Annotated in this window: 14 protein-coding genes; 9 read left to right on the top strand and 5 right to left on the bottom strand. The window is 64.5% G+C overall.

The features are described 5' to 3' along the window. Positions 1 to 2: 2 nt before the first annotated feature. A complete protein-coding gene (locus tag JZZ72_RS02745) occupies positions 3 to 416 on the bottom strand; it encodes a PA0061/PA0062 family lipoprotein (RefSeq protein WP_210014017.1) in 414 nt (137 codons plus the stop codon). Between the two features lie 52 nt (positions 417 to 468). After that, a complete protein-coding gene (locus JZZ72_RS02740; protein ID WP_054916040.1) occupies positions 469 to 882 on the bottom strand; it encodes a PA0061/PA0062 family lipoprotein in 414 nt (137 codons plus the stop codon). Positions 883 to 947: 65 nt separating this feature from the next. Here JZZ72_RS02740 and JZZ72_RS02735 point away from each other — a divergent pair, with 65 nt between their 5' ends. After that, positions 948 to 2,066, top strand: a complete 1,119-nt coding sequence (locus tag JZZ72_RS02735; protein WP_210014042.1) for an aminopeptidase — start codon at positions 948 to 950, stop codon at positions 2,064 to 2,066. A gap of 27 nt (positions 2,067 to 2,093) precedes the next feature. Here the strand turns inward: JZZ72_RS02735 and JZZ72_RS02730 are convergent, their stop codons facing one another. Then, positions 2,094 to 2,744 (bottom strand): HAD family hydrolase, encoded by a 651-nt coding sequence (locus JZZ72_RS02730; RefSeq protein WP_054916038.1) that lies wholly within the window; start codon positions 2,742 to 2,744, stop codon positions 2,094 to 2,096. 32 nt (positions 2,745 to 2,776) lie between these two features. Next, positions 2,777 to 3,325 (bottom strand): gamma carbonic anhydrase family protein, encoded by a 549-nt coding sequence (locus JZZ72_RS02725; RefSeq protein ID WP_043862269.1) that lies wholly within the window; start codon positions 3,323 to 3,325, stop codon positions 2,777 to 2,779. Positions 3,326 to 3,415: 90 nt separating this feature from the next. Here JZZ72_RS02725 and prlC point away from each other — a divergent pair, with 90 nt between their 5' ends. From prlC to JZZ72_RS02695, 6 genes are all read left to right on the top strand, one after another. Continuing rightward, positions 3,416 to 5,467, top strand: a complete 2,052-nt coding sequence (gene prlC, locus JZZ72_RS02720) for an oligopeptidase A (RefSeq protein ID WP_043862270.1) — start codon at positions 3,416 to 3,418, stop codon at positions 5,465 to 5,467. Beyond that, entirely contained in the window at positions 5,464 to 5,724 is a 261-nt protein-coding gene (locus JZZ72_RS02715) for a YheV family putative zinc ribbon protein (protein ID WP_043862271.1), read from the top strand. The genes prlC and JZZ72_RS02715 overlap by 4 nt, the downstream gene beginning before the upstream one ends. Before the next feature lie 99 nt (positions 5,725 to 5,823). Next, positions 5,824 to 7,848 (top strand): M3 family metallopeptidase, encoded by a 2,025-nt coding sequence (locus tag JZZ72_RS02710; RefSeq protein ID WP_116052453.1) that lies wholly within the window; start codon positions 5,824 to 5,826, stop codon positions 7,846 to 7,848. Between the two features lie 78 nt (positions 7,849 to 7,926). Then, the gene (locus JZZ72_RS02705; RefSeq protein WP_043862273.1) at positions 7,927 to 8,985 is read left to right on the top strand and encodes a PA0069 family radical SAM protein; all 1,059 of its coding nucleotides are present in this window, start codon (positions 7,927 to 7,929) and stop codon (positions 8,983 to 8,985) included. 243 nt (positions 8,986 to 9,228) lie between these two features. Then, the gene (locus tag JZZ72_RS02700) at positions 9,229 to 9,948 is read left to right on the top strand and encodes a carbonic anhydrase (protein WP_043862274.1); all 720 of its coding nucleotides are present in this window, start codon (positions 9,229 to 9,231) and stop codon (positions 9,946 to 9,948) included. A 194-nt stretch (positions 9,949 to 10,142) separates the two neighbouring features. Then, positions 10,143 to 11,669, top strand: coding sequence for a SulP family inorganic anion transporter (locus JZZ72_RS02695; RefSeq protein WP_210014016.1), 1,527 nt, complete (start codon positions 10,143 to 10,145; stop codon positions 11,667 to 11,669). Positions 11,670 to 11,755: 86 nt separating this feature from the next. Here JZZ72_RS02695 and JZZ72_RS02690 read toward each other — a convergent pair whose 3' ends face one another. Then, the gene (locus JZZ72_RS02690) at positions 11,756 to 12,403 is read right to left on the bottom strand and encodes a hypothetical protein (RefSeq protein WP_054916034.1); all 648 of its coding nucleotides are present in this window, start codon (positions 12,401 to 12,403) and stop codon (positions 11,756 to 11,758) included. Between the two features lie 311 nt (positions 12,404 to 12,714). Here JZZ72_RS02690 and coxB point away from each other — a divergent pair, with 311 nt between their 5' ends. Then, positions 12,715 to 13,842 (top strand): cytochrome c oxidase subunit II, encoded by a 1,128-nt coding sequence (gene coxB, locus JZZ72_RS02685; RefSeq protein ID WP_043862277.1) that lies wholly within the window; start codon positions 12,715 to 12,717, stop codon positions 13,840 to 13,842. 16 nt (positions 13,843 to 13,858) lie between these two features. Continuing rightward, entirely contained in the window at positions 13,859 to 15,451 is a 1,593-nt protein-coding gene (ctaD, locus tag JZZ72_RS02680) for a cytochrome c oxidase subunit I (RefSeq protein WP_210014015.1), read from the top strand. Positions 15,452 to 15,460 lie beyond the last annotated feature (9 nt).

Raw genomic sequence — 15,460 nt, 5'->3', positions numbered from 1 at the left:
CGTCACGGGATGCAGAAGATGTCGTTCTGTTCTTCGGCGACCAGCTTGCGCTGCGCGTCGTACAGATAGGCACTGGGCTGCATGGCCGGGGCGCGGGCTTCGATGCGGTAGCGCTGGCCGGCCTGGAAGTCGTCGTAGCGAATCTTCAGGTAGCAGGTGCGTTCGGTGGGGTCGGTGCTGAAACCGCCTGAATACACCTCGAAATCAAAGCGCACCACCAGTTCATGTTTGCCCGGCGTGACCTGGAAGAAACGACCGTCGTTCAGGCGCTGACCATCCAGGCGGTCGGCCATGAGCACCTTGCCCGGCGTGACGGTATACAGGTCGATCCAGGCCTGCTTGCTGTTGACCGGTGGCAGGGGACTGGCACAGGCCCCCAAGGTACTGATGGCAAGCAGCATCATGGGCTGGCGCATGGCAATCTCCGCTGGCGGGCTACAAGCTACAAGCATAGCGCCATTAGTCTGTTCAGGTACGCTGGCATCCGGCAGGCAAACCGGTGCCGACCAGTTTGCGCTGCTCGTCGTAGAGCTTGGCCCAGGGCCTGAAGCCGATGCTGCCGGCCTGCAACTGATAGCGCTGGCCGGCATTGAAATCCTTGAATTTCACGTTCAGCTGGCAATCGCGCCACAGCGGTTCGTCCACCGGCCCGATGTTGCCGGGCGCTACCGCGAACTGATAGCGCACCGTCAACTCGTGACTGCCCGGCGTGACTTCGAAGTAGCGGGTGTCGGCCCAGCTGCGCTCGTCCACCTCCAGCGCGTGCAGGGTGTCGTCGGCAGCGGGCTGGAGGTCGACCCAGGCCTGGTTCGGGTCGGCGGCGGGCAGGCCGGCGCAGCCGGTCAGAGCCAGCACAGCGCTGGCGGCAAGCATCGTACGCATGGCAAAACTCCGGGCAGGCAGGATAGTCTTGGGCCGATGAGCACTTGAGCGAGACATCCCTGCACATGGTTCGAATTTTTTTCTGGTTGCGCTCAAGCCCCGGGGCACTCGACCGCGTTTTCCGCGGGTTGGTTCCCGTGCTGCTGCTCGGGCTGCTCAACGGTTGCACCAGCCTCGGCTACTACAGCCAGCTGGCCAGCGGGCAATGGCAGCTGCTGCGCGCGCGCGAGCCGGTGGCGGTGCTGGTGGCCGACCCGGCCACCCCCCCTGCCCTGCGCCAGCACCTGGCGAAAGCGCAGCAGGCACGCGCTTTTGCCAGCAGCCACCTTAAGCTGCCGGACAACCGCAGCTACCGGGTGTACGCCGATATCGGGCGCCCGTTCGTGGTGTGGAACGTGTTCGCCACCCCGGAGTTTTCGCTGGAACCGCATACCTACTGCTTTCCCATCGCCGGTTGCGTGGCCTATCGCGGCTACTACAGCCAGGGTGCGGCGCGCGGGGCGGCGGCGTTGCAGAAGGCGCAGGGGCAGGATGTGTATGTGGGCGGGGTGGAGGCCTATTCGACCCTGGGCTGGTTCGACGACCCGATTCTCAATTCGATGCTGGGCTGGGGCGACGAGCGCCTGGCCACGGTGATCTTCCACGAACTTGCGCACCAGCGCGTGTACGTGAAGGACGACACGGCGTTCAACGAGTCGTTTGCCACCTTTGTGGAGCAGGAAGGTTCGCGCCAGTGGCGCGCGGCCCGCGGGCTGGCGCCCTTGCCGCAGGGTGGAGCGCGCCAGCGTGACGAGTTCGTGGGGCTGGTGCTGGCCAGCCGCGAGCGGCTCAAGACATTGTATGCACAGCCGCTGGACGAGGCAGCGATGCGCGCGGGCAAGCAGGCCGAGTTCGAGCGCCTGCGCAGCGAGTACCGGGTGCTGCGCGATACAAGGTGGCAGGGCGACAAGCGCTATGACGCGTGGATCAACGCGCCGATGAACAACGCCAAGCTGCTGCCGTTCGGGCTGTATGATCAGTGGGTGCCTGCGTTTGCAGCGTTGTTCCGGGAGGTTGGCGGAGATTGGGCGGTGTTCTACCAGCGGGTCGAGGCCTGGGGGCGGTTGCCGTTCGAGCAGCGCCAGCAGGCCCTGGAAAGCTCCGCCGGCAAGGCCGGCTCCTACAACGCTTCGCACCCCCTGTAGGAGCCGGCATTGCCGGCGAAAAGGCCCTCAGGACCGCATGAAGGCCCGATGCAGCTCGCCCAGCGTGTCGAAATGATACGCCGGCTGCTCTGCGGTCAATTCCTCGCGGCTGCCAAACCCGTAGCCCACCGCCACTGCTTCCAGCCCGTTGCTGCGCGCGCCGATCAGGTCGTGCTTGCGATCGCCGATCATCAGCGTCTGCGCCGGGTCCAGGTTTTCTTCGGCCAGCAGGTGCGCAATCAGCTCCACCTTGTTGGTGCGCGTACCGTCCAGCTCGCTGCCGTAGATGACCTTGAAATGCCGGGCAAAATCGAAGTGCCGGGCAATCTCGCGGGCGAACTCCCAGGGCTTGGAGGTGGCGATGTACAGCGTGCGCCCCTGCGCCTGCAGCCCTTCGAGCAGCTCGCTCACGCCTTCGAACACGCGGTTCTCGTACAACCCGGTGACCTTGAAGCGCTCACGGTAGAAGTTCACCGCCTGCCATGCCTTGGCCTCGTCGAAGCCGTAGAACTGCATGAACGCCTGCAGCAAGGGCGGGCCGATGAAGTGTTCCAGGCGGGCCAGGTCCGGCTCGTCGATGTCCAGCTTGGCCAGGGCGTACTGGATGGAGCGCGTGATGCCTTCACGGGGGTCGGTGAGTGTACCGTCGAGGTCGAACAGAATGGTTTGCTGGTGCATGACAGTCTCGAAAAAAGGGGGCTGTGGATAACTCACTCGGGCTGGTCGAAGCCTTCGGCCAGGTGCAGGTCCTTGAGCTTCACGTAGTTGGCGGCGCTGTAGGGGAAGAACGCGCGTTCCTTGTCGGTCAGCGCCCGTGCCTGCTTCACCGGGCTGCCCACGTACAGGAAACCGCTCTCCAGCGTCTTGCCCGGCGGTACCAGGCTGCCGGCACCGATGATCACCTCGTCCTCGACCACCGCGCCGTCCATGATGGTGCTGCCCATGCCGACCAGAATGCGGTTGCCCAGGGTGCAGCCATGCAGCATGACCTTGTGGCCAATGGTCACGTCATCGCCGATCAGCAGCGGGTAGCCGTCGGGATTGAACGGCCCGGCATGGGTGATGTGCAGCACGCTGGCGTCCTGCACGCTGGTGCGCGCGCCGATGCGGATGCGGTGCATGTCGCCGCGGATCACCGTTAGAGGCCATACCGAGCTGTCCTCGCCGATCTCGACATCACCCAGCACCACTGCGCTGCGGTCGACGAAGGCGCGGGCGCCGAGACGCGGAATGTGTTGCTGGAAGCTGCGGATGGCCATGAATAGTGTCTCTCTGTAAGGCTGATAGCTGCGGTCAGCGTCGATTGTAATTAAGATGGAGCGGTGTTTCTTCTGCCAAGGTGTTTAACCGTGAGTGCGAACAACCCGCTTCTGCAGTCTTATGACCTGCCGCCCTTCTCGGCGATCCGTGCCGAGCATGTGCTGCCGGCGATCGAACAGATCCTGGCCGACAACCGCAGCGCCATCGCCTCGATCCTGAAAACCCAGGGCCAGAACCCCACCTGGGCCGGCCTGGTGCTGGCCATGGACGAACTCAACGACCGACTGGGTGCCGCCTGGAGCCCGGTCAGCCACCTCAACGCGGTGTGCAACAGCGCCGAGCTGCGCGAGGCCTACGAGGCCTGCCTGCCGGCCCTGAGCGCCTACGCCACCGAAATGGGCCAGAACCGCGAGCTGTTCCAGGCCTATGAAGCGTTGATCGCCAGCCCCGAAGCCGCCGGCTTCGATGTGGCGCAGAAAACCATCCTCGAACATGCCCTGCGTGACTTCCGCCTGTCGGGTATCGACCTGCCGGCCGACCAGCAGAAGCGATATGCCGAGGTGCAGAGCAAGCTCTCGGAGCTGGGCAGCCGTTTCTCCAACCAGCTGCTCGACGCCACCCAGGCCTGGACCAAGCACGTCACCGACGAGGCCGCACTGGCCGGCCTGACCGAATCGGCCAAGGCGCAGATGGCGGCCGCCGCGCAGGCCAAGGGCCTGGATGGCTGGCTGATCAGCCTGGAATTCCCCAGCTACTACGCCGTGATGACCTACGCCCACGACCGTGCCCTGCGCGAAGAACTGTACGCGGCCTACTGCACCCGCGCCTCGGACCAGGGCCCCAACGCCGGCCAGTTCGACAACGGCCCGGTGATGCGCGAGATCCTCGACCTGCGTCAGGAGCTGGCCGAGCTGCTGGGTTATGCCAACTTCGCCGAGCTGAGCCTGGCCACCAAGATGGCCGAGTCCAGCGACCAGGTGCTGAGCTTCCTGCGTGACCTGGCCAAGCGCAGCAAACCCTTCGCCGCCCAGGACCTGGCCCAGCTCAAGGCCTACGCCGCCGAGCAGGGCTGCCCGGACCTGCAGAGCTGGGACAGCGGTTTCTATGGCGAGAAGCTGCGCGAACAGCGTTACAGCGTGTCGCAGGAAGCCCTGCGTGCCTACTTCCCGATCGACAAGGTGCTGTCGGGCCTGTTCACCATCGTGCAGCGCCTGTACGGCATCGAGATCGCCGAGGTGAAAGGCTTCGATACCTGGCACCCGGACGTGCGCCTGTTCGAGATCAAGGAAAACGGCCAGCACGTGGGGCGCTTCTTCTTCGACCTGTACGCCCGCGCCAACAAGCGCGGCGGTGCCTGGATGGACGGCGCCCGCGACCGTCGCCGCACGGCCGATGGCAGCCTGCAGAGCCCGGTGGCCAACCTGGTGTGCAACTTCACCCCGGCCGCCCCGGGTAAGCCGGCACTACTGACCCACGATGAAGTCACCACCCTGTTCCACGAGTTTGGCCACGGCCTGCATCACCTGCTGACCCGCATCGAGCATGCCGGGGTATCCGGCATCAATGGCGTGGCCTGGGACGCGGTCGAGCTGCCGAGCCAGTTCATGGAGAACTGGTGCTGGGAGCCCGAAGGCCTGGCGTTGATCTCCGGTCATTACGAAAGTGGCGCTGCCCTGCCGCAGGACCTGCTGGAGAAGATGCTGGCGGCGAAGAACTTCCAGTCGGGCCTGATGATGGTGCGCCAGCTGGAGTTCTCGCTGTTCGACTTCGAACTGCACGCCAGCCACGGCGATGGCCGCAGCGTGCTGGAGGTGCTCGAAGGGGTGCGCGACGAGGTTTCGGTGATGCGCCCGCCGGCGTACAACCGCTTCCCCAACAGCTTTGCGCACATCTTCGCCGGCGGCTACGCGGCCGGTTACTACAGCTACAAGTGGGCTGAAGTGCTGTCGGCCGATGCCTTCTCGCGCTTCGAGGAAGAGGGTGTGCTCAACGCCGAAACCGGTCGCGCCTTCCGCGAGGCGATTCTGGCCCGTGGCGGCTCGCAGGCGCCGATGCGCCTGTTCGTCGACTTCCGTGGCCGTGAGCCGTCGATCGATGCGCTGTTGCGCCACAGTGGCCTGAGCGAGGACCTGGCGGCATGAGCAAGACCAAGAAACGCTTCATTGCCGGGGCCGTATGCCCGGCGTGCAGCGAGCCGGACAAGCTGATGATGTGGAGCGAAGACGGCGTGCCACACCGCGAGTGCGTGGCCTGCGGGTTCTCCGACACGCTCAACGAACAGGGCCTGTCGGTGCCCAAGGAACTGGGCACCCGCGTCAACCAGGCCGAGGCCAAGGCGCCCCAGCCTGCGGTGCAGACGGTGCAGTTCTTCCCCAATCCGAAGCTGAAGAAGCCCTAGCGGGCCGTGTGGCTGGTGCAGGGGCATACATAGTTAGCCCCTGGCGCACCGGCAACCCTTGAAAGTGACGGGACCTTCCCGTCACTCAAGGAGCTGCCCATGACCAGCAATCCCCTGCTCGCCCCCCTCGATCCGCCAGCCTACGCCGACATCCGCCTGGAACACCTGACGGCGGGCATCGACCAGATCATCCTCGACAACCACAACGCTCTGGCCCGCATCATCCTGGCCCAGCGTGGCCTGCCCACCTGGGACGACCTGGTGATGGCCATCGATGCACTGGATGCACGCCTCAACAACGCCGTTCGCCTGATCGTGCCCCTGTACACCCGCGGCGAGGCCTGGAAGGCCGCCGTGGACGAGTGCTGGCTCAAGACCCAGGCCTATCATCAGGCAAAGCTGCAGAACGCCACGTTGCTGGCGCTCTATCAGCGTCTGGCCGACAGCGCCCACGGTGCGCTGTTCAGTCACGAACGCAGGATGTCGCTGCAGCAGTCGATCAAGGCCTTTCGCCTGAGCGGCGCCGAGCTCGGTGAAACCGAGCGTGCCCGCCTGATGGCCCTGCAAACCAGCATCAGTGCCCAGCGCAACCTGTTCCTCGACAACCTGGCACACGCCACCGGCGCCTGGACCCTGCACATCACCGATGCCCGGCGCCTGCAGGGGGTCGACGCGCTGGAGACCGCCGCCATGGCGCGCAAGGCCCAGGCCAAGGGCCTCGAGGGCTGGCTGGTGACCTTGGAAGAGGCCCCGTGCCTGGCCATCCTGCAGCAGGCCACAGACCGCAGCCTGCGTGAAACCGTGTATCGGGCCTACCATGGCCGCGCGTCGGAGCTGGACGCAGGCCCCGACAACGGCCCGGTGCTGCTGGAGTTGCGACGACTGCGCCATGAGCAGGCGCAACTGCTGGGGTTTGCCAGCTTTGCCGAACTCAGCCTGCAGACCAAGACGGCAGAATCGACGCAACAGGTCACGCGGTTTCTGCAGGACCTGAGCACCCACAGCGCCGCCTGGCGTAGCGCCGAAACCGCGCGGTTGCGGGCCTTCGACCAGCAGGCGCGCCTGGGTGGCCTGCAACCCTGGGACATCGCCTTTTACGCGCAGCGCGCGCATCGGCACCCGCTGGCGCTGTCTGGCGAGGAAATGCGTGGCTACTTCCCGCTGGAGCAGGTGGTGCTGGCCATGACGCAGCTGGCCGATACCCTGTTCGGCGTGCAGATCACACCGTCCAGCACGTTGCAGGCCTGGCATGCGGATGTGCGGTGCTTCGAGGTAACCCAGGGCCATGCGCTGGTGGGGTACCTGTACATGGATGCGATCACCCGCCCGGGCAAGGAGGACTACGCCTGGAGCCTGCGGGTATGGAACCGCCACGTGGATGCCGAGGGTCGTTTTCACAAGGGCGCGGCGGCGCTGTTCTGCGCAGTCGAGCGGGGCGACGGGGTTGCCCCACCGTTGCTGACCCACCTGGACCTGCGCAAGCTGTACCACGAGTTCGGTCACTGCCTGCACCAGCTGCTGGTGGCCACCACCGATTACCGCCTGTCCGATATCGACAGCCTGGGGCCGGACGGGATCGAGTTCTTCAGTGAGCTGCTGGAGCGCTGGTGCTGGTCGGCCGAGTACCTGGCCGGTATCTCCCATCACTACCAGACAGGCAAGGCACTGCCGCAGTCCACGGTGCAGGCGTTTCTCGACCAGCAGAAACAGCAGCAAGGGCTCACGTTTGCCCGAGACCTGGCAATGGCGCGCCTGGACCTGCACCTGCATGGCGAGACCTACCCGGCTGCTGCGCAAAGCCTGCAGCAGCAGGTGGTGGAACAGTTCGACGCAGTGCTGCCCTGGCCGCTGGGCGATTTCGAGCGTCCGGCCCAGGCCTTCGATCACCTGGCCAGCGGCTACGAGGCGGGCTATTACAGCTACCTGTGGTCACGGGTCTACGCGATCGATGCCTTCGCCCGGTTCGAAGCCGAAGGCGTGCTCAACCCGGCCACCGGGCGTGCCCTGCTCGAGGCCATTGTTGCCCCGGGGGCCGGGCGCTCGATCACGGCAGGGTTCAAGGTGTTTCGCGGGCGTGACGTGAGCCCCCTGCCGTTTCTGCAGTGGCATGGCCTTAACCCGTAGCCACGTCGGGCGCCGAGCGGTGCTGGAGGTTCTGGTGGCGATGCAGTACTGTATATAAAAACAGTACAGGGGCTCGCCATGTTCACTCCAGCGCCTGTGCGTGGCCGCGGTACCGCGCACAACCCGCACAACCGCTTCGCCCCTGCCCGCTCTGTGGCCGAGGATGATGGCTGGTACCAGGAGGTGCCGCTGACCCAGGGCACCGAAGTCCGCATCGAGACGGCCAAAACCATCATCACCCGTAACACCTCGCCCGACCTGCCCTTCGACCGCTCGATCAACCCCTACCGAGGTTGCGAGCATGGTTGCATCTATTGCTATGCCCGCCCCAGCCACGCCTACTGGGACCTGTCGCCGGGGCTCGATTTCGAGACCAAGCTGATCGCCAAGACCAACGCGGCGGCGGTGCTGGAACAACAGCTGTCGAAGAAAGGCTACGTGTGCGCCCCGATCAACCTGGGGTCCAACACCGACCCGTACCAGCCCATCGAGCGCGAACAGCAGCTGACCCGGCGCCTGCTCGAAGTGCTGCTGCGCTATCGTCACCCGGTCACCATCGTGACCAAGGGCTCGCTGATCCTGCGCGACCTCGACCTGCTGGCCGAACTGGCACAGCAGCGCCTGGTGTCGGTGATGATCAGCCTGACCACCCTCGACGACGAGCTCAAGCGCACCCTGGAACCGCGTGCCGCCGCGCCCAAGGCGCGGTTGCGGGCGATTCGGGTGATGCGCGAGGCGGGTGTACCGGTAGGTGTGCTGTGTTCGCCGATGATCCCGATGATCAACGACAGCGAACTGGAGCACCTGCTGGAGGCGGCCAAGCAGGCCGGCGCGCTGCACGCGGCCTACATGCTGCTGCGCCTGCCGCTGGAGGTGGCGCCGCTGTTCGAGCAATGGCTGCAGGATCATTACCCACAACGTGCGACCCATGTGCTGAGCCTGATCCGTCAGAGCCGTGGCGGCGAGCTGTACGACAGCCGTTTTGGCGCACGCATGCGGGGCGAAGGCGTGTTTGCCGACTTGCTGGCGCAGCGTTTCGACAAGGCCATGCGCCGCCTGGGACTGAACCGGCGTGAAGGCCATGCGCTCGATTGCAGCGCGTTCTGCCCGCCCGGTGGGCAGTTGTCGCTGCTGTAATGCATTAATGGGTAGTTGCCATTAATGCTTTTTTGCTAGTATTCGAGGCCCGCCCTTTTGTTCTGGAACGCCCGTTCTAGAGCCTCCAAATTCAGTTTGAGTTAAGTTTTTCCGCGTAGCGTGAAACGCCAGGCAGCCGCACTGTGCTTTATTGAGCGTGAGCGACATCCAAGCTTCATTGCGTTGTCTGAATCTTGAACCGGTAAAATGGACTTACCTTCAAACCGTCAAAGAGGATCAACAATGAAAGACCAGGACCCCTCTCAAAACGGCCCGGCTGATCAAGCCGAAAGCGCCGATGCCGCACTGAAGCATATCGTCGACGGCTTTTTGCATTTTCATCATGAAGTCTTCCCGCAACAGGAAGAGCTCTTCAAGAAACTCGCCACTGCGCAGAAGCCGCGGGCGATGTTCATTACCTGCGCCGACTCGCGCATCGTGCCCGAACTGATTACCCACAGCTCCCCAGGCGACCTGTTCGTGACCCGCAATGTGGGTAACGTGGTGCCGCCCTACGGGCAGATGAACGGTGGTGTATCCACGGCCATCGAGTACGCGGTGATGGCCCTGGGCGTGCAGCACATCATCGTGTGCGGGCATTCCGATTGCGGGGCCATGCGTGCCGTGCTCAACCCGCAGAGCCTGGAGAAGATGCCCACGGTAAAGGCCTGGTTGCGGCATGCCGAGGTGGCGCGCACGGTGGTCGAAGACAATTGCCATTGCCACAACGAACACGAAAGCATGCAGGTGCTGACCAAGGAAAACGTCATCGCGCAGTTGCAGCACCTGCGTACCCACCCTTCGGTCGCCTCGCGCCTGGCGGCCGGCCAGTTGTACATCCACGGCTGGATCTACGACATCGAAACCAGCGAAATCACCGCCTATGACGCGGTAAGCGACCGCTTCCTGCCCCTGCAGAGCGGCCAGCCGATTCCCTGCGCCACCCCGCGCGGGCGCTACTAGCCACACCTCATTCGCAACAGGGTGACTGAAGGCTGCACGTTCGCGTGCAGCCCAGGTAGTCGGCTGCCTTGAATTTCCATGAATGCCTTGCCGGCCTGCCGGCGGCTTGCGGCTGCCCGCGTGGCGGCGTTACTGCGGCGTGCGGGCCAGCGGAATGGCCCGGCGTGATCGATAGAGGGAGAATCAAGGTGAACATGACGCAATTGAAAGCGGCCATGCCGCGTGAACTGCTGGCTTCGGTGGTGGTGTTTCTGGTGGCGCTGCCGCTGTGCATGGGCATCGCCATCGCTTCCGGCATGCCCCCGGCCAAGGGTCTGATCACCGGCATCGTCGGTGGCCTGGTGGTGGGGTTCATCGCCGGCTCGCCATTGCAGGTCAGCGGCCCGGCAGCGGGCCTGGCGGTGCTGGTGTTCGAGCTGGTACGCCAGCATGGCATGGCCATGCTCGGGCCGATCCTGCTGCTGGCGGGCCTGCTGCAACTGCTGGCCGGGCGTCTGCGTCTGGGCTGCTGGTTCCGGGTCACGGCGCCGGCGGTGGTGTACGGCATGCTCGCCGGTATCGGCGTGCTGATCGTACTGTCGCAGGCGCATGTGATGTTCGACGCCAGCCCGCAGCCTTCCGGGCTGGCCAACCTGACGGCGTTCCCGCAGACCGTACTGCAGGCGCTGACCCCGGAAGGCCCCGGCAATGCCTGGCAGGCGGGTGCGTTGGGCCTGGGCACCATCGCGATCATGTGGGGCTGGGAGCGCCTGCGCCCGCAGCGTCTGCGCTTCGTGCCGGGGGCCTTGCTCGGGGTGGCGCTGATGACCCTGCTGAGCCTGTGGCTGGCGTTGCCGGTGAACCGCGTGGTGGTGCCCGCCAACCTGGCCGAGGCCATCGACTGGCTGCGCCCCGCCGACCTGCTGCAACTGGCCAACCCGCACCTGCTGGTGGCGGCGCTCGCCCTGGCATTCATCGCCAGTGCCGAGACGCTGCTGTCGGCGGCGGCGGTGGACCGCATGCACAGTGGCCAGCGTTCGGACTTCGACCGTGAACTGTCGGCCCAGGGGGTGGGCAACATGCTCTGTGGCGTGCTGGGGGCGTTGCCGATGACGGGGGTGATCGTACGCAGTTCGGCCAACGTGCAGGCCGGTGCGCAGACGCGGCTGTCGGCTATTCTGCATGGGGCATGGCTGCTGGCGTTCGTGGTGGTGCTGAGCAGTGTGCTGCAGCAGATCCCGGTGGCGAGCCTGGCAGGTGTACTGGTGTACACCGGCTTCAAGCTGGTGGACTTCAAGGCGTTCCGCGGGTTGGGGCGCTATGGGCGCATGCCGATGGTCACCTACGCGGCGACCGCACTGGCGATCATCTTCACCGACCTGTTGACCGGCGTACTGCTGGGTTTCGCCCTGACTTTGCTCAAGCTTGCGCTGAAGGCGGCGCGGTTGAAGATCAGCGTCAGCCACCTGGATACGCCGGGGCACCTGGAGCTTCGCTTGAGCGGTGCGGCGACGTTTCTCAAGGTCCCGGCACTCGCCCGGGCGCTGGATAACGTACCGGTATGTACCACGTTGCATGTACCGCTGGCCCAACTCAGCTACATCGACCACGCGTGTCTCGAGCTGCTGGAGGACTGGGGCCGGGCGAATGCGGGCAATGGATCGGTGCTGGTGATCGAGCCGCGCGGGTTGAAGCGGCGCACCGAGGGGCGGGCGCGTATGGCGGCAGGGCTTGGCGCCTGAACGAATCGCCAGCAAGGCTGGCTCCTACACGGGGTGTAATCCTGTAGGAGCCAGCGTTGCTGGCGAAGGCTGCGCCGCCGAGCCGGTCAGGCCGACTGATCCAGCTCCAGCCCCACGCCCAGCTGGCGCGACAGGCACGGCCAGCGCTTCCACGCCGCGCCGGTGTCCGGGCTGCTCAGCTTGTCGCGGTAGGCCTCTACCGATTCAAGCGCGAAGCTTTCGTCGTTGAGCATTTCGTCCACCGAGTGGTGCACCACCTCATCAAGCTGGTTGGCGAATGCCTCGCCGATCAGCTGATGCGCGATCAGGTTGGCCACGGTGGTATCCAGCGGGATCAGTGGCTGCTTGAAATGCTTGATGTACAGGTCGTTCACTTCCTCCACCAGGCGGTGCGCCAGGTAGGCCTCATCCAGCAGGCAGCCCAGGCCGACCTGGCCTTGCATGATCGCCGGCGGCTGCAGGAAATAGGCTTCGGCAATTTTCAGTACCGGTTTGATCTGCGACTCGATGCCCGCCTCGCGCGCCACCGCATTGGCGGCCTCCAGCAATTCGGGTACCTGATCGATGTACGCATCGACAAACCCCACAAGCGCCGCATGCGGGTCTTGCTCAGGCAGGTTGATCGAGGGATGCAGGTGGGGCAGTTGCACTTCAAGTTGCTTTTTCAACTGGCCGGTTTGGACCTCATGTTGACGGGCACGGGTGATCTGCTCGCGCAAAGCGGCGATGTTCATGACAACTCCAGGGACAAGGGAAACACACGGATGACATAAGGTAGCTCGGTTCGAAAAAGAGTTAAGACGGATTTGTCATAAACGATGTGCGTTTATGTCGCTGTAAGGCATATCAAATGGCCATCAACCCCCTCTCGGCGATTTTTTGCGCGGTCCGGGCGGCTGTCTATACTCCGCTTTGAAAGTGATTGGTTGATGAGGCCCGCCTGCTGTCCAGCAGGGGCTCGCCGTCGAAGTTCGCCGTCTTGACGCCGTACCCTTAGCCGTAGGCCCTGCCTCCGGGATAACAAGAATCATAAGGGGAACCCGCAATGATGCGACATCCACATGCCTGGATGGGCCTGCTGTTGTGGTCACTGTTCACGCCGGCACACGCCGCCTGGACCGTGAATATGGCGCCGGGGGCGACTGAAGTCAGCAACGCCGTGTTCGACCTGCACATGACCATCTTCTGGATCTGCGTGGTGATCGGCATCGTGGTGTTCGGCGCGATGTTCTGGTCGATGATGGTGCACCGTCGCTCCACCGGCCAGCAGCCGGCGCATTTTCATGAGCACACCTGGGTCGAGATCATGTGGACGGTGGTGCCGTTCCTGATCCTGGTGGCCATGGCCATCCCCGCCACCAAGACCCTGGTGGACATCTACGATGCCAGCGAGTCGGACGTGGATATCCAGGTCACCGGCTACCAGTGGAAGTGGCACTACAAGTACCTGGGCCAGGACGTGGAGTTCTTCAGCAACCTGGCCACCCCCGCCGATCAGATCCACAACAAGGCACCCAAGGACGAGCACTACCTGCTGGAGGTCGATCAGCCGCTGGTGATCCCGGTGGGTGCCAAGGTGCGCTTTCTGGTGACTGCCGCCGACGTCATCCATTCCTGGTGGGTGCCGGCGTTCGCGGTCAAGCGCGATGCCATCCCCGGTTTCGTCAACGAGGCCTGGACCCGTGTCGAGAAGCCGGGCATCTACCGCGGCCAGTGCACCGAACTGTGCGGCAAGGACCACGGCTTCATGCCGGTGGTGGTGGAGGTCAAGTCCAGGGCCGACTACGACACCTGGCTGGCCGAACGCAAGGCCGAGTCGGCCAAGCTCAAGGAGCTGACCAGCAAGGAGTGGACCCTGCAGGAGCTCAGCGAGCGCGGCGACAAGGTCTACCACACCACCTGCGTGGCCTGTCACCAGGCCGAAGGCCAGGGCCTGCCGCCGATGTTCCCGGCGCTCAAGGGTTCGAAGATCGCCACCGGCCCGATCAAGGATCACCTGAACATCGTCTTCCACGGCAAGGCCGGCACGGCCATGGCGGCGTTCGGCAAGCAGCTCTCGGAAGTGGATATCGCCGCCGTGATCACCTACGAGCGCAACGCCTGGGGCAACAACAAGGGCGACATGGTCACGCCGAAGGATGTGCTGGCGCTCAAGCAGGCCGACAGCCAATGAACCGGGGAGACAGGACATGAGTACAGTCATCGACGACCACGGTCATGCCGCCCATGACCACGCCCACGGCCCGGCCAAGGGCCTGATGCGCTGGGTGCTGACCACCAACCACAAGGACATCGGCACGATGTACCTGTGGTTCGCCTTCGCCATGTTCCTGCTCGGCGGCTCGTTCGCCATGGTGATCCGCGCCGAGCTGTTCCAGCCCGGCCTGCAGATCGTGAAGCCGGCATTCTTCAACCAGATGACCACCATGCACGGCCTGATCATGGTGTTCGGTGCGGTGATGCCGGCCTTCGTCGGCCTGGCCAACTGGATGATCCCGCTGATGATCGGCGCGCCGGACATGGCCCTGCCGCGCATGAACAACTTCAGCTTCTGGCTGCTGCCGGCAGCGTTCCTGCTGCTGGTATCGACCCTGTTCAGCCCCGGTGGCGGGCCGAATTTCGGCTGGACCTTCTATGCCCCGCTGTCGACCACCTACGCACCGGCCAGCGTGACCTTCTTCATCTTCGCCATCCACCTGATGGGCATCAGCTCGATCATGGGCGCGATCAACGTGATCGCCACCATCCTCAACCTGCGCGCACCCGGCATGACCCTGATGAAGATGCCGCTGTTCGTCTGGACCTGGCTGATCACCGCGTTCCTGTTGATCGCGGTGATGCCGGTGCTGGCCGGGGTGGTGACCATGATGCTGATGGACATCCATTTCGGCACCAGCTTCTTCAGCGCCGCCGGTGGTGGCGACCCGGTACTGTTCCAGCACGTGTTCTGGTTCTTCGGTCACCCCGAGGTGTACATCATGATCCTGCCAGCGTTCGGCGCGGTCAGCTCGATCATCCCGGCGTTCTCGCGCAAGCCGCTGTTCGGCTACACCTCGATGGTCTACGCCACCGGGGCCATCGCCTTCCTGTCGTTCATCGTGTGGGCGCACCACATGTTCGTGGTCGGCATCCCGGTGGTGGGCGAACTGTTCTTCATGTACGCCACCATGCTCATCGCGGTGCCCACCGGGGTGAAGGTGTTCAACTGGGTGAGCACCATGTGGGAAGGTTCGCTGACCTTCGAGACGCCGATGCTGTTCGCCATCGCCTTCGTCATCCTGTTCACCATCGGCGGTTTTTCGGGGTTGATGCTGGCCATCGCCCCGGCCGACTTCCAATACCACGACACCTACTTCGTGGTGGCGCACTTCCACTACGTGCTGGTGCCGGGGGCGATCTTCGGCATCTTCGCCTCCGCCTACTACTGGCTGCCCAAGTGGACCGGGCACATGTACGACGAAACCCTCGGCAAGCTGCACTTCTGGCTGTCGTTCATCGGCATGAACATGGCGTTCTTCCCGATGCACTTCGTTGGCCTGGCGGGCATGCCGCGCCGGGTGCCGGACTACAACCTGCAGTTCGCCGACTTCAACATGGTGTCGTCGATCGGCGCGTTCACCTTCGGCGTCACGCAGATCTTCTTCCTGTTCATCGTGATCAAGTGCATCCGTGGCGGCAAGCCGGCCCCGGCCAAGCCATGGGATGGCGCCGAAGGGCTGGAATGGTCGGTGCCCTCGCCCGCGCCCTACCACACCTTCCAGACCCCGCCGGAAGTGAAATGAGGGTGCTGC

This window comes from Pseudomonas palmensis (genome assembly GCF_017848315.1).
GTDB lineage: Bacteria > Pseudomonadota > Gammaproteobacteria > Pseudomonadales > Pseudomonadaceae > Aquipseudomonas > Aquipseudomonas palmensis.
Note: the sequence above shows the minus strand (reverse complement) of the source record. Positions and strands in the feature narration are given on the sequence as shown.

Bases quoted from the DNA above. Each gene is read 5' to 3' on its own strand.
- JZZ72_RS02745 (WP_210014017.1), bottom strand. From the start codon at position 416: ATGCGCCAGCCCATGATGCTGCTTGCCATCAGTACCTTGGGGGCCTGT.
- JZZ72_RS02740 (WP_054916040.1), bottom strand. From the start codon at position 882: ATGCGTACGATGCTTGCCGCCAGCGCTGTGCTGGCTCTGACCGGCTGC.
- JZZ72_RS02735 (WP_210014042.1), top strand. From the start codon at position 948: ATGGTTCGAATTTTTTTCTGGTTGCGCTCAAGCCCCGGGGCACTCGAC.
- JZZ72_RS02730 (WP_054916038.1), bottom strand. From the start codon at position 2,744: ATGCACCAGCAAACCATTCTGTTCGACCTCGACGGTACACTCACCGAC.
- JZZ72_RS02725 (WP_043862269.1), bottom strand. From the start codon at position 3,325: ATGGCCATCCGCAGCTTCCAGCAACACATTCCGCGTCTCGGCGCCCGC.
- JZZ72_RS02715 (WP_043862271.1), top strand. From the start codon at position 5,464: ATGAGCAAGACCAAGAAACGCTTCATTGCCGGGGCCGTATGCCCGGCG.
- JZZ72_RS02710 (WP_116052453.1), top strand. From the start codon at position 5,824: ATGACCAGCAATCCCCTGCTCGCCCCCCTCGATCCGCCAGCCTACGCC.
- JZZ72_RS02705 (WP_043862273.1), top strand. From the start codon at position 7,927: ATGTTCACTCCAGCGCCTGTGCGTGGCCGCGGTACCGCGCACAACCCG.
- JZZ72_RS02700 (WP_043862274.1), top strand. From the start codon at position 9,229: ATGAAAGACCAGGACCCCTCTCAAAACGGCCCGGCTGATCAAGCCGAA.
- JZZ72_RS02695 (WP_210014016.1), top strand. From the start codon at position 10,143: ATGACGCAATTGAAAGCGGCCATGCCGCGTGAACTGCTGGCTTCGGTG.
- JZZ72_RS02690 (WP_054916034.1), bottom strand. From the start codon at position 12,403: ATGAACATCGCCGCTTTGCGCGAGCAGATCACCCGTGCCCGTCAACAT.
- coxB (WP_043862277.1), top strand. From the start codon at position 12,715: ATGATGCGACATCCACATGCCTGGATGGGCCTGCTGTTGTGGTCACTG.
- ctaD (WP_210014015.1), top strand. From the start codon at position 13,859: ATGAGTACAGTCATCGACGACCACGGTCATGCCGCCCATGACCACGCC.